The sequence below is a fragment of the Streptococcus oralis Uo5 genome, from assembly GCF_000253155.1.
Taxonomy (GTDB): domain Bacteria; phylum Bacillota; class Bacilli; order Lactobacillales; family Streptococcaceae; genus Streptococcus; species Streptococcus oralis_L.
In genome coordinates this window covers 420,889-446,965 of record NC_015291.1, presented here as the reverse complement: position 1 = coordinate 446,965, position 26,077 = coordinate 420,889, and the positions used below count along the sequence as shown (strand labels likewise).

The following is a 26,077-nucleotide window of genomic DNA, read 5'->3' as shown; positions in this document are numbered from 1 at the left end:
ACTCCCTTGAGAATTATGTTTTCTTCTCTCGTTTCAGATGGACCCAACCTTACAGCTATCTCTGCTTGTTTCCAGCAACCACAAGCTCTCTGTGAGAGAAAAGACTGTAATTTTTCCATCTTTTATTTTTTAGCTTCTAGGTAGTCTGCAATCGCAGCTACGTCTTTGTCTCCACGACCAGAGACATTGATGATGATAATCTCATCTTTACTTAGTTTCGGCGCACGTTTAACCGCTTCTGCGATGGCGTGCGAACTTTCAATCGCTGGGATAATCCCTTCAGTCTTGCTGAGAAGGAGCAAGGCTTGAACAGCTTCTTCATCTGTCGCTGCCACATATTCCACGCGACCTGAATCTTTAAAGTAGGCATGTTCTGGGCCAACCCCTGGATAGTCCAAACCAGCTGAGATAGAGTAAACTGGCGCTAGCTCTCCGTCTTCCTTAAAGACTGCATAGGTCTTCATACCATCGACAATTCCGACACTACCTTTTGTCATAGTGGCTGCATGCTTGTCTGTGTCAAGTCCGTGACCGGCAGCTTCGACCCCAACCAATTTGACTTCTTCATCAGCCACATACTGTGAAAAAGCACCGATAGCATTGGAACCACCACCTACACAGGCAATGACGTAGTCTGGTAAACGGCCTTCTTTTTCTAAGATTTGACGACGAGATTCCTCACTGATGACCTTTTGGAATTCATGAACAATTGTAGGATAAGGATGAGGTCCTACAGCAGATCCCAAAACGTAGAATGCTTCAAGGTCATTCATCCATGCTCCAAAGGCTGCATCAACCGCATCCTTGAGAGTTCGCGTTCCCGTTTCAACTGCGTGAACAGTTGCTCCCATCATCTCCATACGGAAAACATTGAGACGTTGACGCTCAACATCCTCTGCCCCCCATATAGACATCACAGGCCATACCAAACTTGGCTGCAGCAGCTGCAGTCGCAACACCGTGCTGACCAGCTCCTGTTTCTGCGATCACTCGTTTTTTGCCCATACGTTTGGCAAGAAGGATTTGTCCTAAAACGTTGTTGAGCTTGTGAGAACCAAGGTGGTTAAGATCTTCGCGCTTGAGATAGATCTTAGCTCCACCTAGGTGGTCTGTCAAACTTTCCGCAAAATAAAGCGGTGTTTCGCGACCAGAATAATCCTTCAAGTAATGGCGAAATTCTGCCAAAAACTCTGGATCATCCTTGTACTTGTCAAATGTCACTTCCAACTCATCCAACAAAGCCTGAATCGGCTCCGGTACAAAACTACCACCAAATTGTCCAAAATAACCTTTAGTTGTCATAAAATTTTTCCTCTTTCCATATTAATTCGGCTTTTTGTTCGCTTTTAGTAGTAGGCAAGGAGCTGCAGATAGAACTCAAGTTCATCAAAGCGACTTAACGCCCTAATAAAAGATAAACAAAATGACCGAAAGAAAAAGCCCACACACAGAAAATTATTCCGTGTGAGGGCGTTGGTAACGCGGTGCCACCTCAATTATAAAGGGACTATTCCCCTTTACATCTCTGCCTTGTCTAACAACAAGTTGCACTGTAAGGTGTGCGCACCGAATTTTCATTGTTTCAAATTCATTTTTAAAATCAGCCCACTTTCACTACTTCCAACCACCTGTTCACAATCACCACAGGCTCCCTGAAGATCAAATATAGTTACTTTTCTGATTTATTGAGAATATTATATGTTATTGTTCTATCTTTGTCAAGATTTTTTTATAATTTTTTTCCAGAACCAAGGATTTCTTCGGAAATTCTCACCAAAGTCTTAACGATATAGTCTACTTCTTCATCGCTTAGTTTAGTGTGAAGAGGGAGGGTAATTTCGTTTTCAAAGAAGGCATAGGCTCTTGGATAATCTGCCATATCAAAGCCAAGATTCTTATAGGCTGTCAAAAGAGGAAGCGGTTTGTAGTGTACATTACTTGCAATTCCTGCTTTGGCTAATTCTTGGATGATGAGGTTACGCTCTTCTAGGCTAGCACCTTCAACATGGGTGATGTAGAGGTGGCGTGAAGATTCGACAGTATCAGTCTTGTGTGCCAGTGGGTGAATACGAGTACCCGCAAAACCACGATCATAGCGGTCCACGATGTCCTTACGACGTTGTAGCAAAGCTGGGTAACGGTCCAATTGTACCAAACCAATCGAAGCCATGATATCCGTCATATTGCACTTGTAGGCCGGTGTAACGATATCGTATTCCCATGAACCCAGTTGCATCTTGGCAAGGGCATCCTTTGTTTGACCATGAAGGGAAAGAATTTGGAATTCCTTATACATCTCTTCGTCGTCAATAGCTGGATTGGCCTTCCAAGTGGCACTTCCTCCCTCAGCAGTTGTAAAGTTTTTAACGGCGTGGAATGAGAAGGAAGTAAAGTCAGCGATAGAACCAGCTGGCTGCCCTTTGTAAGTAGATCCTAAAGCATGGGCACTATCAGAGACAATCACGATACGGTTAAAGGCTTTTTGCCACTTGCTAGCAGCTGTAAAGAGATCCCATTTCTTCTCCACGACTTGGAACAAACGGTCATAGTCGCAAACAATCCCTGCAAGCTCAACCGGAATAATCACCTTAGTCTTTTCAGTGATGGCTTGCTCAAGCAAGTCATAGTCCATTTCAAAAGTATCTGCTTGAATATCCACCATGACAGGGGTCGCTCCTACGTGAGTGATCACACTACATGAAGCTGTATAAGTCATAGCTGGAACGATGACTTCATCCCCAGGTCCCACTTCCAACACACGCAAAATCAACTCAAGAGCGGCTGTCGCAGAGTTGAGGCAGACAGTCTTAGGTGTCTGTGTGTATTGGGACAAGCGACGCTCTAGTTCTTTTGTCTTAGGACCTGTTGTGATCCAACCAGAACGAAGGGTATCCGCTACTTCAGCAATTTCAGCTTCGGTAATATCGGGTGGTGAAAATGGAATATTGTAATTTGGCATTGATTTGCTCCTTTTATCTGTACTCATTTTCTCATGACTACATTATTTTAGCACTTCAAACACGGTTTGAAACATGATTTTGATGTCTCCAAGGAAACTAAACTCTCGGAGATAGGCGAGATTATAGCGCATCTTCTCAGGAAGGACACGCTCTACATAGGCCTGGTCAACTGACAGACCTTTCTCCGTCATTTGACTGATGATCGTATCCTCATCCTTGTAGTTGATGCTGGCTGGAGAGGTGATTCCTGCTGGCAAAAGCAAGGTCGCCATCATTTCAGGACTATACTGCTCGGTGTAACGTGGCACCTCAGGTCTTGTTCCAACAAAGGACATCTCACCTTTAAGGACATTGACCAACTGAGGCAGTTCGTCCAAGCGCACACGGCGGATGAAATTTCCAACCTTGGTAATGCGACTATCGTTAGCAGAAGTCACCAGACTTCCTTTTTTATCCGCATCCGTTACCATAGTACGGAACTTCCAAATCTTGAACGGACGGTTGTACTGGGTCACGCGCTCTTGCTTGTAAATGACAGGTCCCTTGCTATCCAACTTGATCCAAATGCTCAAGATAAGAAAGACGGGAGAAGTCAAAGCTAGCAAAAACAGGGCCAGAACCCAATCCAGGCAACGCTTGAAAATCAGCGAACCCTTCCTTTTAGAGACAAGCTGGTAGTAAGACTCAACCTCGCTTGATTGCATTTCCACGGGCAAGTCTTCCCATTTCAGCATGCTGTTTCTCCTTTGTTTTTATTATACTATTTGTCAACATTTTTCATTATACCACAAAATGGAAAAGGCGGTGCAAGAAATCTGTGATTTGAAGAATTTCCTTCTGGTGCTCAATGAAAATCATAGTGCAGCTTTGAGGTTGCAGATAAAGCTGACATGGTTTGAAGAGATTTCCAAAGAGTATTAGGACATGGCCCCAGCCTGCAAGCTATACATCTTATGATAGGTTCCTCCCAAGGCCAAGAGTTCCTCATGGGTTCCACTCTCGATGATGCGCCCCTTATCCAAGACATAAATACAGTTGGCGTCCTGAATGGTCGAAAGACGATGAGCAATAGCAATGGTTGTCCGCCCCTGTCTCATCTTGGCTAGGGAATCTTGAACCAAACTTTCTGTTTCAGAGTCAATATTGGCTGTCGCTTCATCCAAAATCAGGATTTTAGGCTGACTGGCGACAGTTCTAGCAAAGGCAAGAAGCTGGCGTTGGCCAGTAGAAAAGCTCGAACCACGCTCAGACACAGGTGCATCATAGCCCAGAGGAAGGTCCTGAATAAAGGAATCTGCATCAACAAAGGCAGCCGCAGCCTGGACCTCTTCGTCACTAATGTCTTGGTACATGGCGATATTGGACTTGATGGTTCCATGATAGAGGAAGGGATCCTGTAAGACCAGACCAATGTTCTTTCTCAGCTCTTCCTGACTGTAGTTTCGGATATCCACACCATCCAAGAGAACGCGCCCTGACTGAAATTCATAAAAACGCATGAGGACATTGATAATCGAAGATTTCCCCGAACCTGTATGACCTACAAAGGCAATGGTTTCGCCCTTCTTAACAGAAAAGGAAATATCATCCAGAATCTGGTGTTTGCCGTCATATGAGAAACATACATTTTCAAAACGAATATTGCCCTCTTGGACTTTAGCTTGCCCATCGTTTTGAAGTGGCTCATAGGTCGTTTCATCAATCAAGGCAAAGACACGGCCTGCAGAAACCATAGACGTTTGCAGGGTTGAAAAGTTTTGCGTTACCTCAATCAGGGGATCAAAGAGACGGTTGATGTACTGGATAAAGGCATACATAGTTCCGGCTGTTATCCCGATAGAAAGACCACGGTAACCAAAGTAAGCCATCAAAACTGTGTAGCCTAGGAGTTTCAGCAAACTCATGGCAGGTCTCAAAAAGAGGGCATCCAAGGCTACAGAACGGTTGGCATAGACCAAGTGTTCTTGGTTGATTTCATCAAATTCTGCCTGCAGGCGCTTCTCTTGATTAAAGGCCTGGATAATCCTGATTCCCTCGATATTCTCTGCCAGCTTACTATTGATATCCGACAAGAGACTTCTGGTTTTTTCGATGATTTTCACTGACTTTTTTCGGTAGAGATTGACCAAAAGGAAAATCAAGGGGAGAAAGAGCAGGACTAAAGCTGTCAAACGAAAATCCAGCACCAACATGGTATACAGAGTTGTCAGAAAGATAAAAACTGCTGAAATAAAGCTGGATAAAATTCCCGAAAACATATCACTGATGGTCTCGGTATCATTTGTCAAACGAGAGACGATGGAACCTGCTGGCGTCTTGTCAAAATAAGACATACCCAGTTTTTCCATATTGGCAAAGGCATCGCGACGAATATCTCTGACAATACTGTAGGACACCCGCGCAAAGAGAAGATTGCCAACATACTGGACCAGTGTTTGTAGGATATAGAGACCATAGTAGGCCAGCAAAACCGTCACAGCGAGTTGGTTAAGATTGCTGAGATACTGGTCGATAAAGTGGGAGGCTACAAGAGGAATGACACTTTTAATAACCGTCGTCGCGAGGAGAAAACTGAGTGCCAAAAAGGTCAGGAGGCCATAGGGCTTGAGATAAGACATCAAGCGCTTCAATACAGTCCATTGTTCTTGCTTATTCTGCATCTTCTTCTCCTTTCATTTCCAACTGCTGAGACTGATAAGTTTGGGCATACCAGCCATCCAAGGCTAGCAAGTCATCGTGTGTACCCCGTTCGATAATTTGACCATTTTGCAGAACCAAAATCAGATCTGCATGGACGACTGCACTGAGACGATGGGCTGTGATGATAGTTGTCTTATCCTTCCGCGTCTCCTTGAGATTGTCGATAATCGCATACTCTGTCTTGGCATCCACGGCTGACAAGGAATCATCTAAAATCAAGATATCAGGGTCTAAAATCATCGCCCGACTCATGGCCAGACGTTGCTTTTGCCCACCTGATAGACTAACTCCTTTTTCACCGATCAGCGTATCAAATCCCTGAGGCATGTCCACAATATCTTTATAAACTTGAGCTAGCTTAGTCGCTTCCCCAACTGCTGAAAGAGGCAAGTTAGGATTGCCAAAACGGATATTGTCTAAGATAGAGGTCGCAAAGAGGAACTGGTCCTGAGGGACATAGCCCATGAGACTACGAAGATCTGTCAGACGATAATCCCTAATATCGTGACCATTTAGGTAAATAGCTCCCTTATCCACATCGTACTCACGTAGAAGAAGTTTAATCAAGGACGTTTTCCCAGAGCCTGTCTGACCGACTAAGCCTAGGGTTTGCCCTTTTTCTAAACTAAAGTGAATAGCATTCAGTGTCTCCTCATCTTCAAAGGCAAAGCTGTCAATGGCGTACTCCAAACGTCCATTTTCAATACCGTCCAGAGGAAATTCAGGATCTTGTACAGGTGATTCCTGAGACAAAAGTTCCTCAATCCGCTGGTAAGATACCTTGCCTCGCTGAGTAATATTAAAGAGGAAACCGATAGCCATAAGAGGCCAAACTAGCATATCCAAGTAGCTGATAAAGGTGACCAGATTCCCAACCGTGATTTGCCCTTTCTGAACCATCAAAGAGCCGACCAAAAGGGTTAAAACATAGGACGAACCAACAAACAAGAGAACCATGGGGTCAAAGAGACTATCGTATTTCATGGTTTGCAGGTTCTTTTGGAAGGTCAATTCATTCACCGCCTGAAAAGACTCCAGCTCATCAGCCTGATAACCGAAAGACTTGGTCACCTTGATACCTGATACAGACTCCTGCACCTTGTTATTGAGTTCGGAAAAGGCAGCTTGTGACTCGCCAAAGGCCTTGTGGGTCTTTCTCCCTAGACGACTGGTCGCATAAGCCATAAAAGGCAGGGGAAGAATGGCAACCAGAGTCATCTGCCACGAAATGCTAAAAAGCATGGTCAGCAAAGTCACCAGCGCCGTGATGGAAGCATCCACTGCTGACATGACTCCGCCACCCGCTAAACGGGTTAAGGCATTGATATCATTGGTAGCGTGCGCCATCAAGTCCCCCGTCCGATAGGTCTGATAAAAGGCTGGAGACATTTTTGTAAAATGCTCAAACAAGCGAGAGCGCATAATCTGCCCCAGACGGTAGGAAGTTCCGAGAATATACATGCGCCAAACATAGCGCAGATAGTACATCCCAAAGGCTGCCAGCAGCAGATAAAATAGATTAAGAAGGAGGGCCTGCTGAGTTAGTTGCCCCGACGTAATGGCGTCAATCACCCGTCCCATGACCATGGGGGGAATGAGATTGAGGACGGAAACCAAGACCAAGGCCACAATCCCGACTAAATAACGGCGCTTTTCTAACTTGAAAAACCACCAGAGTTTTTGAATAATGGACATAAAATCCCTTTCTGATTGCAAATGGAAACCTGAGGCAAGGACCTCAGGTTTTTCTTATTCATAAGTTACGACTGAGACGACACCCTTGTCATACTCAGCAATAAAGATATTGGCAACATTGTCATACCCTTGTTTGCTGAGGTTATCAAGCAGCCATTCTTCGCTCCGACCAATGGACTCCAAAATTTCGACTTGGATAACACCGTCTGTGACAACAGGATACTTGGGATTCTCATCTCCCATTTGGACTACGATGAGTTGACCGTTTTGCTCCTGCATAGCGCGTTTGACTTGTTTCATTTGGAAAATTCCCTGGCTACGGAGCTTAAGAGCTACATCCGCTGCTGATAAACCAACCGAACGGCAGGCTTCTGGATCAATCTTTCCATTTTTGATGAGCAGAGTTGGCTTCCCATCAATCAAACGTTTCACAAAGTGAACATTGTTGTTGAGCCATTTGAGAGTCAAGACCAGAATGGTCCACATAATCAGGATAACTGCATACTGAAGGATACTGATGGCACTATTGTAAATCACCCCACCGATGATACCCCCGAGTACATAGTTCTGAATTTGATCTATTGCTGAGTTAGGCGCTAGGTTACCCTTTCCTGTCACATTAATTACAAAAACCAGAGAAAAGAGACCCAAGGCTAGTTTAATTAAAATTTCGATATAATTGAGTGTCATTTGTTCACCTCCACCAGTTCAATTGCATCTGTTTTATACAATTCGACTTTCTCTAGCAGGTACTTGTCTGGCTCACTTCCGTTCAAGGCACGGTAATAGCGATCTCCGACCTTGAGAAGTGCTCCATCCGTTTCTGCAGAAGTATTGACATAAACTTCCGACTTGTCAACTCCCAAATCTTTGGAAACAAGCTCGATGAAATGAAGTGAAGCTTGAAATTTATTATTAGATACTTGATTGTTTTGATAAGTTGTGATGCTGACCAAAAGGAGGGCTAATAAGGTCAAAGCTGAAATCATGACCAACTCACGAAATTTGGTCCCCTTTTTATCATGATAAGCCTTGAAAGCTAAAAATCCTGTCACAGCTAATAGGACAATCCCTAAACCAATCATGATGCCATTTTGCTGACCGATTTGGCTGAGTACATAGTCATAAGAATAGAATTTCATGTATTTTCACTCCCTTTCATAAAATCATTCTTAATTATAAACGAAAGAGGGTGATTTTTCAAACCATACGTTGGGGAAATGCGCCATTTTTTGGTATAATATAGTCTGTAATCTGAATGAAAAAGGTAACTTTATGAAACTCATATCATGGAATATTGATTCCCTCAATGCAGCCCTAACGAGTGACTCAGCTCGTGCAAAATTGTCCCAAGAAGTCCTACAAACCTTGGTAGCCGAAAATGCTGATATTATCGCTATTCAGGAAACCAAGCTTTCTGCAAAAGGGCCTACAAAAAAACACTTGGAAATTTTAGAAGAACTCTTCCAAGGTTATGAAAACACTTGGCGTTCCTCTCAAGAACCTGCTCGCAAAGGCTACGCTGGAACTATGTTCCTCTATAAGAAAGAACTCACACCAACGATTAGCTTCCCAGAAATCGGGGCTCCTTCTACCATGGACTTGGAAGGCCGCATCATCACCTTGGAATTTGATACATTTTTCGTGACCCAAGTTTACACTCCAAACGCTGGTGATGGTTTGAAACGCTTGGATGAGCGTCAAGTCTGGGACGTCAAATATGCTGAGTATCTAGCTGAGTTAGACAAAGAAAAACCAGTCCTTGCAACTGGTGACTACAACGTAGCCCACAAGGAAATCGACCTTGCAAATCCTGCCAGCAACCGCCGTTCACCAGGATTTACAGACGAGGAACGTGCTGGCTTTACCAACCTTTTGGCAACTGGATTTACTGACACCTTCCGCCATATTCACGGCGATGTCCCAGAGTGCTACACGTGGTGGGCGCAACGCAGCAAGACTTCTAAAATCAACAATACAGGCTGGAGAATCGACTACTGGCTCACTAGCAATCGCGTGGCTGACAAAGTGACCAAGTCTGACATGATTGACTCGGGTGCGCGTCAAGACCATACGCCGATTGTATTGGAAATTGAACTTTAAGGATTTTCACTATGAACTACAATGCAGTCATTCCCGAGTTTGTTGTAAGTGATTTAGAACAGTCCCGTTCTTTCTACTGCGATTTACTCGGTTTTAGGATCGAATACGAGCGCCCAGAAGAAAACTTTCTCTTTCTTTCTCTTGAAGATTGTCAGCTAATGCTAGAGGAAGGAACCCCCGAGGAACTGGCTAACCTTACCTACCCTTTTGGAAAAGGTGTCAACCTATCCTTTGGTATAAAGGATGTCCCACAACTTTATCAAAAAGTGACCGAGGCCAACTATCCTATTTATCGTCCTTTGACTAAACGAACATTTCGTGTTGGGGATCATTATATCTATCCTCACGAATTTGCAGTCTTGGATCCAGATGGTTATTTTTTAAGATTTAGCGAATAGAATAATAGAACCCTACAATACTGCATCTCGTTGTAGGTTTCTTTTTTTGTTCGTTTTTTTCACCGAAACACTAACAAAACATTTGATTTCTAAAGCTATTTAGTGTAAAATAATGACATTAACGCTATTGCATTTGATAATAGTACCATTTTACTTGTTTATGTCGTGAATTGGCACGACGTTTCTACAAGGTGCCGGAACACCTAACAATGAGTATGTCAGCTGAAGGTATGGTTTTGACCATACCTATTTTGGGGACTTACTTAGGGGATTAAGTAGGTCCTTTTTCTATTTCTTGCTAGAAACTCTAGACAAGCAAATGAAGCATCTTTTAGACTTTAGGAGGTCTTATGAAATTATTAGAAGAGCGCATCCTCGAAGATGGGCATATCTTGGGTGACAACATCCTCAAGGTAGATTCCTTTTTAACCCACCAAGTTGACTTTAGCTTGATGCGAGAGATTGGTAAGGTATTTGCGGAAAAATTCGCTTCTGCTGGCATTACCAAGGTCGTAACCATTGAAGCGTCAGGTATTGCCCCAGCCGTTTTTACTGCCGAAGCCTTGAATGTTCCCATGATTTTCGCCAAGAAAGCTAAAAACATCACCATGAACGAAGGCATCTTAACTGCAGAAGTCTACTCCTTTACCAAGCAGGTGACCAGCACCGTTTCTATCGCTGGAAAATTCCTCTCACCAGAGGACAAGGTCTTGATTATCGATGATTTCCTTGCTAATGGCCAAGCTGCCAAAGGCTTGATCCAAATCATCGAACAAGCTGGAGCAAAAGTCGAAGCGATTGGTATCGTGATTGAAAAATCTTTCCAGGATGGTCGTAATTTGCTTGAAAAAGCAGGGTATCCAGTCCTATCACTGGCTCGCTTGGATCGTTTTGAAAATGGTCAGGTCGTATTTAAGGAGGCAGATCTCTAATGCAAAAACAAGAAAAACACTCGCAAGCAGCCGTTCTTGGCTTGCAACACTTATTAGCCATGTACTCAGGTTCTATCCTGGTTCCTATCATGATTGCGACAGCTCTTGGCTATTCAACTGAGCAGTTGACCTACCTAATCTCCACAGATATCTTCATGTGTGGGGTGGCCACCTTCCTCCAACTCCAACTCAATAAATACTTTGGAATTGGACTACCAGTCGTTCTCGGAGTTGCCTTCCAATCCGTCGCTCCTTTGATTATGATTGGGCAAAGCCACGGTAGCGGTGCTATGTTTGGTGCCCTTATCGTTTCAGGGATTTATGTGGTTCTGATTTCAGGCATCTTCTCAAAAGTAGCTAATCTTTTCCCTTCTATCGTAACAGGCTCTGTCATTACCACGATTGGTTTAACCTTGATTCCTGTCGCTATTGGAAATATGGGAAATAACGTCCCAGAGCCAACTGGTCAAAGTCTTCTGCTTGCAGCCATCACTGTTCTAATCATCCTCTTGATCAACATCTTTACCAAAGGATTCATCAAGTCTATCTCCATTTTGATTGGTCTGGTTGTTGGAACTGCCATTGCTGCTACCATGGGCTTGGTTGATTTCTCCCCTGTTGCGGCAGCACCGCTTGTCCATGTTCCAACTCCTCTCTACTTTGGAATGCCAACCTTTGAAATCTCATCTATTGTCATGATGTGTATCATCGCAACGGTTTCTATGGTGGAGTCCACTGGTGTTTACCTAGCCTTGTCTGATATCACCAATGACCCAATCGACAGCACGCGCCTGCGCAACGGTTATCGTGCAGAAGGTCTGGCCGTACTTCTCGGAGGAATCTTTAACACCTTCCCTTACACAGGATTTTCACAAAACGTTGGTTTGGTTAAATTATCAGGTATCAAGACCCGTCTGCCAATCTACTACGCAGCTGGTTTCCTAGTCCTCCTTGGACTCCTTCCTAAGTTTGGTGCCCTCGCCCAAATCATTCCAAGCCCTGTCCTTGGAGGGGCCATGCTGGTGATGTTTGGTTTTGTTTCCCTTCAAGGGATGCAAATCCTCGCCCGCGTTGATTTTGCTAACAATGAGCACAACTTCCTTATCGCAGCTGTCTCAATCGCTGCAGGTGTCGGACTCAACAATAGCAATCTCTTTGTCAGCATGCCAACAGCCTTCCAAATGTTCTTCTCAAACGGAATCGTCGTAGCCAGCCTACTTGCCATTGTACTCAATGCCGTCCTAAACCGGAAAAAGAAATAAGAAAAAGAGGTGCGAGCCTCTTTTTTGTTTATCTATATCCTCACCTGTCTGTCTTCTGATCGCTGACCTGTGACAAACATGGTAAAGGTTGCCTTGCAGACATTTCTGCCTTCTTGATTGGTGATATCCACATCCACGACACAAGTTGTGCGACCTTGATGGACACATTCTCCTTTAATGGTCAGCACATCGTCGAGTTTTCCTGCCTTGAGGTAGTTGATAGAGGACTGGAGTGTCACTCCATCAAGCCCTAGCGAGATAACCACCAAACCACTAATCTGGTCACAAAGGGTGAAGAGATAGCCACCATGGGCATTGCCATAGTAGTTGAGCGACGAGTCCACTACTTTTGTCGTCACCGCAACATGACCATCTCTCATTTTTTCTATTTCGTAATTTTCAAAGGCAGATATAGCGTCAAAATGAAAATCTTTCATCGTTTCCTCCTGATAGTTCAAACGACACTATGATACTACTTTTTATAGGACTGTGCAAGGAAAAGGCTCCTAATCCAGCAAAATTCCGACCTGTTCTACAAAGCGCATAAAGGCTGCCTGTCCTTGTTCCGTCTGCTTGTAAACCCCCGCGTCCTCCAGAACACGTGCAAAGATAGCACCCACAGAGTCCTTGACGATTTCAAGGGCTTTTTCTTTATCTTTTAGGTCTGGATGTTGGACTTTGAGCTGGTCTGCCCATTTCTGATGATAGTCGGCAACTGAGACTTCTTCTCCTACGAGGTAGCTGGCGACTTGCTCCACTTCTGCTTTCAAACGAGGTGGTAAGATTGCCAAGCCCATGACCTCAATCAAGCCGATATTTTCCTTCTTGATATGTTGGACATCCTTGTGGGGATGATAGATACCATCAGGATGCTCTGCCGAAGTCTGATTGTCCCGCAAGACCAAATCCAACTCAAACTGTCCATCGCGTTTACGAGCAATGGGTGTGATGGTATGATGCGGTGTCCCGTCTGTCTCTGCTAAAATCTGCACACTAGAATCTGAATACTGACGCCATTCCTGCAAAATCTTGTCCGCCAAATTGATCAAATCCTCTTTAGAATCCGAGGTCAAACGTAGCACTGACATTGGCCACTTGACAATCCCAGCCTTGACCTGCTCAAAACCAGCAAATCGGAAAGCCTTTTGCAAGGGAGCCAATTCCATAGGAAATACGTGACGACCTCCCTGATAGTGATCATGAGTCAGGATAGAGCCCCCCACAATCGGAAGGTCGGCATTAGAGCCTGCAAAATAGCCAGGAAACTGCTCTACGATAGCCAACAAACGCTCAAAACTCTGACGACTAATGGCCATGGGACGATGCTGGCCATCTAAGAAAATACAGTGCTCATTAAAATAAGCATAGGGCGAATACTGGAAGCCCCACTCCTGACCCGCCATTTCAAAACGGATAATGCGGTGATTGCTGCGAGCTGGATGGTTAACCCGACCATGGTAGCCTTCGTTCTCTATACAAAGCTGACACTGGGGATAATTGCTAGCTTGCACCAACTTGGCTGCTGCAATCTCCTTTGGATCCTTTTCAGGCTTAGAGAGGTTGATGGTAATCTCAAGTTCTCCGTAGTCAGATGGAACACGATAAGCAATATTTTTTGCAATGGCCTTGAGTTTGATGTAGTCATTTTTCTGGCTAAGTTGGTAGAAGTCCGCAATTGCCTGTTCGGGAGATTGGGCATAGGTTGCCCAGAAGTCACGATTGACCTGACTTGGACAAGGCGTTACCAAGTCCATTAGTTCAGCACCGAGGATTTCACACGCAGCCTGACTATCCTCAATCGTCTCTAATCGAACCGCTTCCTCAACCAACTGGTCTTTGAGGTCAATCAATTTATCTAGATCCGTCTCCATTTCCAAAACTCCTTCGCCCACCCGTGCTAAAACACGGTTGGTCAGGTAGATGCGATCCATTTCCTCAAATGAACTTTCAGCAATGACATGTGTTACAAATTTATCTACTAAGGTCACTATAGAGCCTCCTTTTAACTAGTCAAGGACGCGAGTGCCACCTGCAACTTCAGCGATATAGAAGCTTGGAGCATATCCAACGACTTCCTCGTAGTGCTTGCCTACAGCTTCCTTAAAGGCCTCAACAGCATCTTTTTGCACCAAGGCAATGGCACAGCCACCAAAACCAGCTCCTGTCATACGAGCACCGAGAACACCTTCTTGTACCCAAGCTGCGTGAACAAGGGTATCCAATTCCAAGCCAGTTACTTCATAGTCATGTTCTAGAGAAACGTGAGAAGCATTCATCAAACGACCAAAGGTTTCCAAATCACCTGCCTGAAGAGCTGCTTGCGCTTTGAGGGTACGTTGGTTTTCAAGCACAGCATGACGAGCACGTTTCAAGCGATTTTCATCTTTAATCAGATAGCTGTATTGGTCAAAGACCCACTCATCCAATTCACCCAAGGTCTGAATATCCAAGGCAACTTGCAATTCTTCCACAGCTTTTTCACACTCAGCACGGCGTTCATTGTACTTAGAGTCCGCCAGTTCACGACGTTTGTTGGTGTTCATGATAACAACGACATTGTCCTTCAAATCAAGTGGCACCAAGTCGTATTCTAACGTATTGGTATCTAGGTAAATGGCACGTTGGTCTGCCCCCATACCGATGGCAAATTGGTCCATGATACCAGAGTTGACTCCGATAAAGTAATTTTCTGTTTGTTTTCCGATTTTAACCAAATCCAAACGGTCTAGTTTTAAACCAAAGAGATGCTCTGCCACGACCCCTGTCAAAAGTTCCAAAGATGCTGATGAAGACAAGCCTGCACCATTTGGGATATTCCCAAAGACATAGAAATCAAACCCTTTGTCAATAACATGGCCAGCTTCCTGCAAGAAATGGAGGACCCCTTTTGGATAATTGGTCCAGCTGTGCTCTTTTTCAAATTTGAGGTCAGCAAGAGGAACTTCAATGATACCTTTGTCCTCAAAGTTGGCTGAGTAGAAACGCAAAACTTGGTCGTCACGTTTGCGAGCCACCCCATAAGTTCCCAAGGAAATAGCTGCTGGGAAAACATGTCCACCATTGTAATCCGTGTGTTCACCAATCAAATTGATACGACCTGGTGAAAAGAAAGTTTGGTCTGCTTCTTGACCAAAAACGGCAAGAAAGTCTTTGCGAAGGGCTTCAGTAGTAAGATCTTGTGTCATATAAATTCTCCTTTGACTGTCCGTTAAGTCACCTTAACGTGTAATCGTTTTCTTCTATTGTATCCAAGGGATTTACCAAGGTCAATCCTTTTTACTAAACTTTTACTAAACTATCAGTAAAAAGCAGAAAAATATGATATACTAACCTAAAAGGAGGAGGATTTATGGCTACCTTAAAAGACATTGCACAGCTAGCCTCTGTCTCTATCGCGACCGTATCTCGTGTCCTCAATCGCGACCAGAGTCTATCTGTTACAGAAGAAACCAGACACCGTATTTTAACTGTCGCTGAAGAGCTGGGCTATACTAAGCACCTCAAGACAGGCGAATCCCACAAACCCAAGCAAAAGATTGCCATTATCCAATGGGTCAGCGAACAAGGGGAGTTGGACGACCTCTACTACTACCAGATTCGTCTCGGTATTGAAAAAAGAGCCCAAGAGTTGGACTATGACATCTTGCGCTATTTTAATGACCATCCTTTTACACTGAGCGAGGAAGTGATTGGCATTCTCTGCATCGGAAAATTTAGCCGTGCTCAGATTTCTGCCTTTGAAGAATACCAAAAACCTTTAGTCTTTATAGACAGTGACACCCTCTCACTAGGTCATACCTGTATTATCACCGACTTTTACACTGCTGTGAAACAAGTTGTAGACCATTTCCTCAGTCAGGGACTGGATCGGATTGGCATTTTAACAGGCCTTGAGGAAACAACCGACCAAGAAGAAATCATCCAGGATAAGCGGCTAGAAAATTTCAAAGACATTACCCAAGCAAAAGGAATCTACCATGAAGAACTGGTCTTTCAAGGGAGCTTTACTGCCCAGTCTGGCTATGACTTGATGAAGGAGGCCATTCAGAGCTTAGGAGACCAACTCCCACCAGCCTTTTTCGCAGCCAGCGATAGTTTAGCCATCGGTGCCCTCCGTGCCCTCCAAGAAGCAGGAATCAGCCTACCAGATCGCGTCAGCCTCATTTCTTTTAACGACACTAGCCTGACCAAGCAGGTCTATCCTCCTCTTTCAAGCATCACTGTCTATACCGAAGAAATGGGCCGAGCAGGGATGGATATTCTTAACAAGGAAGTCCTACACGGTCGCAAAATCCCTAGCCTGACCATGCTGGGAACCAAACTGACTTTGAGAGAAAGTACAAGGAATGAATAGGATAACAAAACGACCTCTAGCGAGGTCGTTTTTCTACTAATGATGCCCATGCTTCTGCTCTAACTCTCTCACCCTCCGCTTATGTTGCGCATGATTGCTTTGACTGCTGTCCACTTCGATCGTAATATTCTGTACGCCCCTTTCTTCTAAGAGCTGACGTACTTGATTCTTTGTTTCCATCATCTGCTCCCAGTCCTTGATACAAATGTGGACAACAGCATTGTTCTCTAGACCGTCCATGGACCAAATGCTAAGTTGATTGACACTTTTGACATTAGCCAGAGCCTCTAAATCTTTCTCCAAATCACTTGTCTCTACCCCTTCTGGCACAGCATCCAAGAAAATCTTGAGTGCACTCCAAAAGCGAGGAATGGCTTTTGTTAGAATGAAGATAGAAATGACAAGAGATAAGAGTGGATCAAGGATATACCAATCTGTAAATTTGAGGATAATCGCCATTAGAATGACAGCCAACCAACCAAGAGTGTCTTCCAAAAAATGCAGGCTAAGAATAGACTCGTTCTTTGTCTTTCCCTTACGAACTACTAGACTAGCTAGCACATTAATAGCTACTGCAATGATTCCTAGCCAGAGGATGCCTTCCTCATTGATGGGTTGCGGGTGAACGATCTTTGTGATATTTTCCAAGATCACTAGGACAGACCCTATCATAAGAATCACAGCCGTTAGCATGGCCCCTAAAAGGCTGAAACGCTTGTAACCCAAGGTGTACTGTCTATCTTCTTCACGGTTTGAAATTGTTTCTAAAAGGGCTGAGATGCCAATGGCTATAGCATCCCCCAGGTCATGAACAGAATCAGCAAGAACTGCACTCGAACCAAAGATTCCTCCTGCGATAAACTCGACTATCGCATAGCTTAAATTTAAGAAAAAAGCTAACCAGATAGATGTTTTAGAACTCATTTATCTCCCTCCTTTGGTATAATGGGTATATACATACTTCCTTCATTTGTATTATCTAATAAAATCCAAAGAAAGGATAGAAGCAAACTGTCAGCCTTATTCAGTTCTGAACAGTTTGTCTCAAGTGTCTATATGCCAAAAAGAGACCGTCGAGTCAGCAAGACGAAAAAAGCCATCTATCAAGCTTTTTTACAACTTTTGAACGACAAGGGCTATGATGCTACTACTGTCCAAGATATCATTGACTTGGCAGATGTTGGGCGCTCGACCTTTTACTGTCACTACGAGAGCAAGGAACTGCTTTTGGATGAACTCTGTCGCTACCTCTTTCATCATCTCTTTGAAAGGGAAGGACACTTTACTACCGAGAACTACCTCGCACATATCTTTTTACATTTTCAGAAAAACCAGGACCATGTCACTAGTCTTCTTTTTTCCAAAAACGACTACTTTCTCCGCCAACTACACAAGGAACTTGAACACCATGTTTACCCCATGGTAGCGGAGGATTTGCAAGAGGCCTATCCGAGCATACCGGCCTCCTACCTCAAACATTTTGTTGTGACGAACTTTATCGAGACCCTGACTTGGTGGCTAAAAAAAGGAAAATCTTATACCGAAGAGCAAGTGGTGAGATTTTACCTTGATGTAATGGAGATGACCTCTACAACTCCACTTGATAACTAAGCCTGTAACTCAGAAAGGAACCAACTATGTTAACTTCGATGATTCTAGGAATACTAACAATCGTACTAGCTCTCGCATTCTCATTACTTCACCTTGCTGCTGCTTTTTCAGCCATGAAACAAAAGAACTACAGTCTGGGAAACACGTGCATCTTGGTCGGCAGTTGCATCACTTCTCTGGCTCTAGCTATCTTTTACTTCGTCCCACTGGCAACCATTCTACTATGGATTGTGGGTTCGAGTATCGTCTGCTATGGTGCCTACTGGAACGGCCAACAGCAAGGAAACCAACATATCTCGCACCATATCGTTCGTATAACGAGCGCTATTGTCATTACGGTATTATTCATTTTGCTCTAATACAAAAAAGGATCATCTGATCCTTTTTTACTTTTTTAAGAGCTTTTTGCTGCCTTGCTCCACTGATACCACCCAACTAGACTATTGATGAGATAAATTAGGTATTTCCCTTGGATTTGCAGGCTTTCTCCCCACCAGAGATAGATTGAAAAGACATTGGTAGCTGCCCAGAATATCCATTGTTCACGGTAAACAGCTGTCATGAGGATTTGCCCAACCCCATTGGTCGCATCGGTGATGGAATCGCGATAAGGACGATTGGCTCCGATAGACTGATAAATGAACCCAAAGGCCAACCACCAAAGAACACTAATAGAAAGATACTTTGTCCAACCCTTGCCGTCTAGTTTACGTGCGACAAACTCTTGTTGTTCTTTCTTAAACTGGGCTTGATAAATCCAAACCAAGAGACCAATTGGCTGCATAATTGTAAAATAGAGAGTTGTTAAAACCTCACCATAGAAGCCTTTTTGAAGGGCAAGTACCAGATAAATGATGGAATTAATCAAACCAAATAGGTAGTTACTAGCACGACCTTCAGCTTCTCAAAGAGCAGAAAAAAGGTTAGTAAGGCTTGAGAGATGAATCATTTTAAAGGCAAACAATTCCAACAAGACGTCATCATTGTCGCTGTTGGTTATTACCTACGTTACAATCTGAGCTATCGTGAAGTTCAGGAATTGCTTTATGACCGTGGAATAAATGTTTGCCACACTACGATTTATCGGTGGGTTCAAGAATACAGTAAAATCCTCTATCATCTCTGGAAAAAGAAAAATAAACAGTCCTTCTATTCGTAGAAAATGGATGAAACCTATATCAAAATTAAGGGGCGTTGGCATTATCTCTATCGAGCGATTGATGCGGACGGTTTAACATTGGATATCTGGTTACGAAAGAAACGCCGAGCAGACGATAACAGCTATAAGTTAGAAGATACCGCCTATCAAGAAGATAAAGCACGCAAAGCAGAAACCGAAGATAAGCTAGCTATTGAAGCAATGAAAAGCAAGTACACCACGCTATTGCGAGAAAATATGTTGCTAAGTCCGTTTGAAATGCAAGATACAAAAATCATGGCAGGATTGCAAGTCCATGTTTACCCCCTCTATGACGAACTGAAAGAATTAAGAGGGCTAAATAGTGTCAAAGACCACTTGTCTTATGTTGCCAGCAGACGTGAAGAATATTCTAAGCATAATATCGCACGCTACCTCAAAAAAGCCATTGAACAATATCTACCAACGGTTAAAAGGCAGGACTTAAACCATGAGTGAAGACTTAAAAACGATCAAAGAGCTGGCGGATGAGTTGAGTGTTACAAAACAAAATATTCAATATCACTACCAAAGGTTACCAAAAGAATTACAGCTTAAAAGTTCCAATGGGTCTAATCTAATAAATTCTAAAGCAGAAAAAATAATTTTAGATAAAGTAGAAAGTAGTAGCAAATCAAATACCAAAGACCAACAAATAGAAAAACTAACTAATTTGTTAGACCAGTAACAACGATTAGCCTTGCAAGATAAAAAGTTGCTAGAAGAATACAAGGCGGAAAATGATAACTTAAAAGCCCTCAAAATGCCCTCACAGGAAACAGAATTCAAACACTTAGACAATCAATATAAAGATGAAGTGAACGCTCTTAAAGAGAAGTTGGAAAATTTGCAGGAACAAATCAAAGATCAAAAAAGGATAGAAGAACAAGAAAAACCAATAAAATGGTGAGGACTATGGCGAAAATAGATGATTCAGTTAAAAAGAAAGTTCCAGAATTGCGATTTAAAGTATTCACGGATGAATAGGAACAGCGTAAGTTGGGAGACGAAGTTCGAATAGTGATGGGACAGTCTCCTAATTCAGAAAATTATACTGATGATCCTAATGGGCGCTAAAAATGCGAAGACCTATGAAGACCTATTTTGTATTAGTCAAACAAAAAATCCAAAAGAAATGGTATATGATTATGACCATGAAACAAAGTAAAATCAAACCGAGTGATCTGAGGAAGCACCCGATGATCATGAAACGTTATTAAACACAAAAGTCACCCATGTGAGTTCTTTCCAGAAGCTGAAGTTAATCCTTCAACCTGGAAAACCCGCAGAGGTGACTTTTTCTATACATCTCGATTTTTCTGGCAATAATCATTAACCGATAAATATGTCTGTGAATCACCCAGCGACTCCGCTATGTCCATAATCCGCGGTGGTAGTAATCCCACTCGCTGGACAAGTTCGTGATTGCTGAACAATTCCCGTGGACTGCCGGCGAAGCCAAACTTCCCGTGTTCCATAACATACACCGACTCAAACTCGGCGGCGACCCAATCCATGTCATGGGTGATGGTCACAACTTGGTGGCCCGAATCAGCCAACTGATGGAAAATTGCGGTCAACTTGCGCCGACTTTCCCAATCAAGCGACATCATCGGCTCATCAAATAAATAAATCGCCGGATCCACTGCCAAAACTGTGGCAACGCTCAACAGCTTGCGTTCCGACAATGACAGGTCATATGGACTTTCAGCTGTTTTATCATCCAAGCCAACTCTTTTTAGAGCCGCTAAAGCCCGCCTCGTAATCGTGTCGTGGTCATCCATGACCTGCGCGACATTCCACTCCACCTCTCGTTGAACGGTCGGGTTGAAAAGCTGATCGTCAGGATTCTGAAAAGTAATCCCAACCTTCAGTAACTTTTCGACTGGTTTAAGATCATTAAAATTTTCTCCATCGATCTTAATCACACCGGTTTGTGGTGTCAGCAAACCCGTCAACAATTTGAAGAGCGTTGATTTGCCGGCACCATTTTGGCCGACAATCGCCACCATCGGATCGGCGAAGTGTTTGTCTTCAACATCCAAGCTAAAGGACCGTTCCGGATAAGTGAACGTCAGGTGGCTCAGTTCAATTGTGGACATAACGAACCTCCTTCAGATCAGCGTAATTCACTGGATACCGGCCATCAGCCAAGTGCCAATCCATTTTTTGAGCAAGTTGCTGGATTGTCGGGGCTGGAATCTGCCAGTCAGCTGCCAAATGATTAAACACCTCACCCGGCCTGCCCTGGGCTACCATTTGACCCTCGTGCAGCACCCACACAACGTCAGCGACTTCGCACAAATCGTCAATTTCACTGGTGACAATGAAGACAGTCGTCTCTTTGACTTGGGCCAGCCATTGGAAAAATTGCCGGCGGCCAAGGGGATCCATCTCACTGGTCGGATCATCCATAATCAAAACAGCCGGATTAGCCACAATCGCCGTGGCAATTGCCAACCGCTGGATCTGACCACCGGAAAGGCTCTCGGGACGCAAATTCAGCTGTTCAATCAGCCCCATTTGCGTGGCAACTTCTTCAACCCTTTTTTGAATCAGTCCTTCAGCCATTCCCTGATTAATCAAGTCAAAGGCGATTTCATCGGCAACCGTGTCTGCCAACCCGCTTAGTTGGCCAGCTGGATTTTGCAGTACAACTCCATTCATGGCATTATAAACGGGCCAATTGTCAGACACTCGCTGGCCAAACATGTGCCAATCGCCCTCAATCTCAGCAGACACAATTTTGGGAATGACCCCTGCCAGCACACGGCACAAAGTCGATTTGCCGGAGTGGCTATTCCCGATAATCCCAACCACCTGGCCGGTATGAACCTCCGCGTTAATCTGACGCAGTTGTGGTTGCTCAGTACCCGGATAACGGGTGGTCAAATTTTCAATTACAATCCGTTTATCTTCGTCCATATCTTCCACCCAATCAATAAAATTGCCAATCCAGTCAGACCAATGTGCAGCGTCCGCGACAGGCGATACACGCGCTGGGAGGTTCTGACAGTCCGGTTGAGATTATCAAAACCTCTCAGTTGGAGAGAAATCGACCGCGTCATCGATTGATCCAAGGTCTTAATCACCAATGGAATTAGAACCGGCAGGACTGACTTTAATTTCTGAATCAACGTTTTTTGCGGATTGGTTCCGCGAACTTTTTGTGCCTGCTGGATTTTCCGCATATTGCGCATCATTTCCGGCAAAATATAACACACCGACATCAGAACGTAGACGGTTTTATAAGACAATCCGGACAGTTCCAAATAGGCCGCGTTTTCTGAAATACTCGTGGTCACCATAAAAAAGCCACTGGTCAAAATAATCACCAATACTCGACAACCCAGAGTGGTGGCGTAAATCAGGCCTTCTTTGTAGAACGACACCCCAAGCACAGAAAACAGCACAGTTTGATTCCGACTGTAAAATAACCCTTGGATGATCAGCATGGTGCAAATCAGAAACAGGCTGAATCCCAGCGCCTTAAAGGTGGTAGAACTCAATTTGGAAAATAACAATAGCAGTGTTGCGACAAGAATTAATCCGGCCTGAAGCAATAAATTCATACTGGCAAAGCTCAACAACGTCATGTCCAAGATGAACAAGAGCTTAGTAATCGGATCGATCACCTGGTACCACTTGAGCTTGACCCGTGGCGCTCCAGAAATCAATGTTTTATCAGTCATCATTTATCATCTCTAAAGAAGTGCACCATCCGCTTCGGAAGCTGACGATAGATGAAGAATGCCAGGTAGGCCACGCAGACTTTATCCAAAATATCCAAGACAAACTCATCGGTAAATGAGGCCAGCCACACTGGTGCATGATTGGCGACCATTACGGCAAACAATGAGTCACCCCAAGCGATACCGGTCTGACCCCCCCAAAAGATGACGTTGAGTGGCGTTGAAATGACAGCTGAAACGATGGCAATAATAATAGCAGAAACAAATACTCTTCGCGCTGACGAGAACCACCCATTGGCGTGCAAAACTCCGACAGCAATCCCAATTCCGATGCTGGTAATCGCATACACGGTTGAAATTGGCGATAAGGTCAGCCCATAGATCACGTTGTTGATGAAACCACTAATGGCACCGGCAACCGGCCCAGCCAACATGCTGGTAAGAAAGGTTCCCAAAGACCCCAGCCAAACGGGCAACTTTAACCCCTCTGCCAAGGCTTTGGCAACATAGTTAATCCCCACGGCAGCGGGAATCAAAGTCATGGTGGCAGCACTTAACTTAAATTTCCACATACTGGTACGATGAATCGGTTCTGTTTTCATAATCTTCTCCTTTTGTTTTTAAAGAGCCGTGTCTGGATAGACTTTCGGACGCAACGCTCTATTATATATCTACTGAACTGTCTATACACAAGATTTCCATCCTTAGTCGACATGAGCTGGAAATCCTTATTTGTTAAGTAGTTCACAACACATTATACACCTATTTTGTGAATAGTCAAGTGTGTTTACAGTAAAATTTTAGAAAATCCTAAAAATTTCCTCTTATTTTCCATTTTGAAAGACATTCAGTAACTCTAATATCAAAAAAGCCCAGACAAGATTGTCTGAGCATTTTTCTATATGGTCGTTTAACAAAGTTGAGTTTAGCATTTTCAAGCTATTTCTTCAACAAACCTTGTTCTTGTAAAAACTCCTTGGCTACTTGTTCTGCTGACTTGCCTTCAACACCGACTTGGTAGTTGAGCTGGCTCATCTGGCTTTCCGTGATTTTACCAGCCAATTTATTGAGAACTGTCTCCAACTCAGGATGTTTCTTGAGAAGAGCTTCTTTCATAAGTGGTGCCCCTTGATAAGGTGGGAAGAGTTGCTTGTCATCTTCCAAGACCTGTAAATCATAACGCGCCAATTCCGCATCGGTCGAATAGGCGTCCGTAATTTGAATATCGCCTGACTGAATTGCCTGATAGCGAAGAGCTGGCTCCATGGTCGCTACGTTGAGATTGAGTCCGTAGAGAGACTGCAAACCCTTATTGCCATCTTCACGGTCATTAAACTCAAGAGTAAAGCCTGCTTTCAACTGTCCTTCCACTTTTTTCAAGTCCGAAATGGTCTTCAAGCCATATTCTTGAGCAATCTTTTTCGGAACAGCTACAGCATATGTGTTTTGATAAGACATAGGTTTGAGATAAGTCAGATGATCCTGTTTGGCAATGCCATCACGCGCCACTTGATAAACCTGCTCTGGTTCATGACCTACTTTAGGTGCTGGTTGAAGCAAACTTTCAGTCACCGTACCAGTAAATTCAGGATAGATATCAATATCCCCTTTTTTCAGAGCTTCATAGAGGAAACTTGTTTTCCCAAAATTCGGTTTAACAGTCGCAGTCATACTGGTATTTTCTTCAATCAGCAACTTATACATATTGGCTAAAATTTCGGGTTCTGGTCCCAATTTCCCAGCAATCACCAAGTTTTCTTTCTCTTTTTGAGCCAAAAGGGCTGGACTATAAGACAGACCGAGCAATATGATCACCAAGGCAAAACCAGAGAAAATCGTCCGCAATTTTGCTTTTTCCATCACTTTTAGTAGAAAGTTAAAGGCAATGGCCAGCACTGCAGAAGAAAGGGCCCCAATCAAAATCAGACTGGTATTATTGCGGTCAATTCCCAAAAGGATAAAGGAACCCAGTCCCCCCGCACCAATCAAGGCAGCCAAGGTTGCCGTACCGATAATCAAAACCGCTGCCGTCCGAATACCAGACATTATGACAGGCATGGCAAGTGGAATTTCAAACTTCTTGAGACGCTCCCACCTGGTCATCCCAAAAGCAATCCCAGCCTCTTGTAGACTTGGATCAATTCCCTTCAGTCCAGTAATGGTATTTTGCAAAATTGGAAAAATTGCATAAATCACCAGAGCAGTCAAAGCAGGCAAGGTTCCAATTCCCATCAAAGGAATAAAGAGCCCCAACAAGGCCAGTGACGGTATGGTCTGGAAAATTCCTGCAATTTGCAAGACCCAGTCCGCCATCTTTTCATGATAGCGAAGATAAACAGCCAAAGGAATCGCGATAAAAATAGCTAGTAACAAGGTCAACAGTGACAACTGCAAATGTTGAGATAGAGCTGTTACCCAATCACCAAAACGATCCTGAAAAGTTGATATCAAATTAGTCATGAACACTACCTCCAAACAAGTCTGCTACAAAGTCCGTTGCAGGAGCTTTTAAAATCGTCTCAGGGTTCGCCACCTGACGAATCTCTCCATCCTGCAAGACAGCAATACGGTCCGCCAATTTCAAAGCTTCATCCGTATCGTGGGTCACAAAAATCGTTGTCATCCCAAATTCTTTATGTAATTCTTTCGTCAGAACCTGTAGCTGTTTTCTCGAAATAGCATCCAAGGCCGAAAAGGGCTCATCCATGAGGAGAATCTTAGGCTGACCAATCATAGCACGGACAATACCAACCCGTTGCTGTTCTCCACCAGATAATTCACTCGGAAGTCGATTCCCATAGTCAGCTACCGGTAAACCAACCTTAGCCAAAAGCTCTTCTGTTTTCGTCGCTATTTCTTCCTTACTCCACCCCTTCATCTCAGGAATGAGAGCAATATTTTCCGCAACCGTTAGATTGGGAAAAAGAGCAATGGCCTGTAAAACATAACCAGTAGAGAGACGAAGCTCACGCTCATCATAGTCTTTGATACGCTTGCCATCCATATAAATATTTCCATCAGTTGGTTCCAAGAGACGGTTAATCATCTTAATCATGGTCGTCTTACCTGACCCAGAAGGTCCAACTAAAACCATGAACTCTCCATTCTCAATTCGTAAATTAACATCTCTCAAAACATCTTTTTCTGTATAGCGTAGCGCTACATTTTTATATTCAATCATTCTTTGTCCTCT

The 26,077-nt window shown here is 43.8% G+C and carries 25 protein-coding genes, 3 pseudogenes, 1 riboswitch and 2 other annotated features (1 of these 31 cut by a window edge); of the genes and pseudogenes, 10 read left to right on the top strand and 18 right to left on the bottom strand.

Annotated features, from left to right (window positions below):
- Positions 1–126, bottom strand: a binding site (T-box leader) (it extends 100 nt beyond the left edge of the window).
- From trpB to SOR_RS02280, 7 genes and pseudogenes are all read right to left on the bottom strand, one after another.
- A pseudogene (gene trpB / locus SOR_RS02315) lies at positions 123–1,302 on the bottom strand (tryptophan synthase subunit beta). (Overlaps the previous feature by 4 nt.)
- A gap of 161 nt (positions 1,303–1,463) precedes the next feature.
- Positions 1,464–1,695, bottom strand: a binding site (T-box leader).
- Positions 1,696–1,729: 34 nt separating this feature from the next.
- On the bottom strand, positions 1,730–2,959 hold the full coding sequence (locus SOR_RS02310) for a DegT/DnrJ/EryC1/StrS family aminotransferase (protein WP_001134528.1): 1,230 nt from the start codon (positions 2,957–2,959) through the stop codon (positions 1,730–1,732).
- A gap of 42 nt (positions 2,960–3,001) precedes the next feature.
- Positions 3,002–3,694, bottom strand: coding sequence for a sugar transferase (locus SOR_RS02305; protein WP_000922217.1), 693 nt, complete (start codon positions 3,692–3,694; stop codon positions 3,002–3,004).
- A gap of 183 nt (positions 3,695–3,877) precedes the next feature.
- Positions 3,878–5,620 carry an ABC transporter ATP-binding protein gene (locus tag SOR_RS02295; protein ID WP_001180164.1) on the bottom strand — a complete coding sequence of 581 codons (1,743 nt, stop codon included), beginning with the start codon at positions 5,618–5,620 and terminating at the stop codon, positions 3,878–3,880.
- Positions 5,610–7,355: an ABC transporter ATP-binding protein gene (locus SOR_RS02290; RefSeq protein ID WP_000022586.1), complete on the bottom strand. Its 1,746-nt coding sequence runs from the start codon at positions 7,353–7,355 to the stop codon at positions 5,610–5,612. Before SOR_RS02290 ends, SOR_RS02295 begins: the two co-directional genes overlap by 11 nt.
- 54 nt (positions 7,356–7,409) lie before the next feature.
- Entirely contained in the window at positions 7,410–8,045 is a 636-nt protein-coding gene (locus tag SOR_RS02285; RefSeq protein ID WP_000174432.1) for a DUF421 domain-containing protein, read from the bottom strand.
- On the bottom strand, positions 8,042–8,497 hold the full coding sequence (locus SOR_RS02280; protein WP_000675321.1) for a DUF3290 family protein: 456 nt from the start codon (positions 8,495–8,497) through the stop codon (positions 8,042–8,044). The genes SOR_RS02285 and SOR_RS02280 overlap by 4 nt, the downstream gene beginning before the upstream one ends.
- Before the next feature lie 133 nt (positions 8,498–8,630).
- On the opposite strand from SOR_RS02280, the gene SOR_RS02275 reads away from it, so the two are divergent.
- The 4 genes from SOR_RS02275 to SOR_RS02260 all read left to right on the top strand — a co-directional run bounded on the left by SOR_RS02275 (position 8,631) and on the right by SOR_RS02260 (position 12,050).
- Positions 8,631–9,458 carry an exodeoxyribonuclease III gene (locus SOR_RS02275; RefSeq protein ID WP_000767459.1) on the top strand — a complete coding sequence of 276 codons (828 nt, stop codon included), beginning with the start codon at positions 8,631–8,633 and terminating at the stop codon, positions 9,456–9,458.
- An 11-nt stretch (positions 9,459–9,469) separates the two neighbouring features.
- Entirely contained in the window at positions 9,470–9,856 is a 387-nt protein-coding gene (locus tag SOR_RS02270; RefSeq protein ID WP_001108699.1) for a bleomycin resistance protein, read from the top strand.
- Between the two features lie 134 nt (positions 9,857–9,990).
- Positions 9,991–10,086, top strand: a riboswitch (purine riboswitch).
- 120 nt (positions 10,087–10,206) lie between these two features.
- A complete protein-coding gene (locus SOR_RS02265) occupies positions 10,207–10,788 on the top strand; it encodes a xanthine phosphoribosyltransferase (RefSeq protein WP_000770384.1) in 582 nt (193 codons plus the stop codon).
- On the top strand, positions 10,788–12,050 hold the full coding sequence (locus tag SOR_RS02260) for a nucleobase:cation symporter-2 family protein (protein ID WP_001171657.1): 1,263 nt from the start codon (positions 10,788–10,790) through the stop codon (positions 12,048–12,050). The genes SOR_RS02265 and SOR_RS02260 overlap by 1 nt, the downstream gene beginning before the upstream one ends.
- A 32-nt stretch (positions 12,051–12,082) precedes the next feature.
- On the opposite strand, the gene SOR_RS02255 is transcribed toward SOR_RS02260, so the two are convergent.
- From SOR_RS02255 to SOR_RS02245, 3 genes are all read right to left on the bottom strand, one after another.
- Positions 12,083–12,487: a PaaI family thioesterase gene (locus SOR_RS02255; RefSeq protein ID WP_000651194.1), complete on the bottom strand. Its 405-nt coding sequence runs from the start codon at positions 12,485–12,487 to the stop codon at positions 12,083–12,085.
- Between the two features lie 69 nt (positions 12,488–12,556).
- Positions 12,557–14,038: a UDP-glucose--hexose-1-phosphate uridylyltransferase gene (locus SOR_RS02250; protein WP_000176969.1), complete on the bottom strand. Its 1,482-nt coding sequence runs from the start codon at positions 14,036–14,038 to the stop codon at positions 12,557–12,559.
- 18 nt (positions 14,039–14,056) lie between these two features.
- Positions 14,057–15,235 carry a galactokinase gene (locus tag SOR_RS02245; protein ID WP_000189889.1) on the bottom strand — a complete coding sequence of 393 codons (1,179 nt, stop codon included), beginning with the start codon at positions 15,233–15,235 and terminating at the stop codon, positions 14,057–14,059.
- A gap of 164 nt (positions 15,236–15,399) precedes the next feature.
- On the opposite strand from SOR_RS02245, the gene galR reads away from it, so the two are divergent.
- Positions 15,400–16,404, top strand: a complete 1,005-nt coding sequence (galR, locus tag SOR_RS02240) for a DNA-binding transcriptional regulator GalR (RefSeq protein ID WP_000212499.1) — start codon at positions 15,400–15,402, stop codon at positions 16,402–16,404.
- A gap of 36 nt (positions 16,405–16,440) precedes the next feature.
- Here the strand turns inward: galR and SOR_RS02235 are convergent, their stop codons facing one another.
- Positions 16,441–17,328: a cation diffusion facilitator family transporter gene (locus tag SOR_RS02235; RefSeq protein ID WP_000095926.1), complete on the bottom strand. Its 888-nt coding sequence runs from the start codon at positions 17,326–17,328 to the stop codon at positions 16,441–16,443.
- Between the two features lie 132 nt (positions 17,329–17,460).
- On the opposite strand from SOR_RS02235, the gene SOR_RS02230 reads away from it, so the two are divergent.
- Positions 17,461–18,015: a TetR/AcrR family transcriptional regulator gene (locus tag SOR_RS02230; protein WP_001126074.1), complete on the top strand. Its 555-nt coding sequence runs from the start codon at positions 17,461–17,463 to the stop codon at positions 18,013–18,015.
- A gap of 26 nt (positions 18,016–18,041) precedes the next feature.
- A complete protein-coding gene (locus SOR_RS02225; RefSeq protein ID WP_000958144.1) occupies positions 18,042–18,374 on the top strand; it encodes a hypothetical protein in 333 nt (110 codons plus the stop codon).
- Positions 18,375–18,409: 35 nt separating this feature from the next.
- On the opposite strand, the pseudogene pnuC reads toward SOR_RS02225, so the two are convergent.
- Positions 18,410–18,916 (bottom strand): annotated as a pseudogene (gene pnuC / locus SOR_RS02220) (nicotinamide riboside transporter PnuC); the annotation flags it as partial.
- 39 nt (positions 18,917–18,955) lie between these two features.
- Here pnuC and SOR_RS10425 point away from each other — a divergent pair.
- The 3 genes and pseudogenes from SOR_RS10425 to SOR_RS02205 all read left to right on the top strand — a co-directional run bounded on the left by SOR_RS10425 (position 18,956) and on the right by SOR_RS02205 (position 20,102).
- Positions 18,956–19,651: pseudogene (locus tag SOR_RS10425) on the top strand (IS6 family transposase).
- A complete protein-coding gene (locus SOR_RS02210) occupies positions 19,644–19,880 on the top strand; it encodes a hypothetical protein (protein WP_001287838.1) in 237 nt (78 codons plus the stop codon). Before SOR_RS10425 ends, SOR_RS02210 begins: the two are co-directional and overlap by 8 nt.
- A 12-nt stretch (positions 19,881–19,892) precedes the next feature.
- Complete coding sequence (locus tag SOR_RS02205; RefSeq protein WP_001152919.1) at positions 19,893–20,102, top strand: hypothetical protein; 210 nt, start codon at positions 19,893–19,895, stop codon at positions 20,100–20,102.
- 391 nt (positions 20,103–20,493) lie between these two features.
- Here the strand turns inward: SOR_RS02205 and SOR_RS02200 are convergent, their stop codons facing one another.
- The 6 genes from SOR_RS02200 to SOR_RS02175 all read right to left on the bottom strand — a co-directional run bounded on the left by SOR_RS02200 (position 20,494) and on the right by SOR_RS02175 (position 26,065).
- Entirely contained in the window at positions 20,494–21,294 is an 801-nt protein-coding gene (locus SOR_RS02200; protein WP_000103848.1) for an energy-coupling factor ABC transporter ATP-binding protein, read from the bottom strand.
- A complete protein-coding gene (locus tag SOR_RS02195) occupies positions 21,281–22,117 on the bottom strand; it encodes an ABC transporter ATP-binding protein (protein ID WP_000343048.1) in 837 nt (278 codons plus the stop codon). The genes SOR_RS02200 and SOR_RS02195 overlap by 14 nt, the downstream gene beginning before the upstream one ends.
- A complete protein-coding gene (locus SOR_RS02190; RefSeq protein WP_000130448.1) occupies positions 22,093–22,884 on the bottom strand; it encodes an energy-coupling factor transporter transmembrane component T in 792 nt (263 codons plus the stop codon). Before SOR_RS02190 ends, SOR_RS02195 begins: the two co-directional genes overlap by 25 nt.
- Positions 22,884–23,486, bottom strand: coding sequence for a hypothetical protein (locus SOR_RS02185; RefSeq protein ID WP_000846129.1), 603 nt, complete (start codon positions 23,484–23,486; stop codon positions 22,884–22,886). Before SOR_RS02185 ends, SOR_RS02190 begins: the two co-directional genes overlap by 1 nt.
- 337 nt (positions 23,487–23,823) lie before the next feature.
- The gene (locus SOR_RS02180; protein ID WP_000183018.1) at positions 23,824–25,344 is read right to left on the bottom strand and encodes an ABC transporter permease/substrate-binding protein; all 1,521 of its coding nucleotides are present in this window, start codon (positions 25,342–25,344) and stop codon (positions 23,824–23,826) included.
- Positions 25,337–26,065 (bottom strand): ATP-binding cassette domain-containing protein, encoded by a 729-nt coding sequence (locus tag SOR_RS02175; protein ID WP_000575226.1) that lies wholly within the window; start codon positions 26,063–26,065, stop codon positions 25,337–25,339. The genes SOR_RS02180 and SOR_RS02175 overlap by 8 nt, the downstream gene beginning before the upstream one ends.
- Positions 26,066–26,077 lie beyond the last annotated feature (12 nt).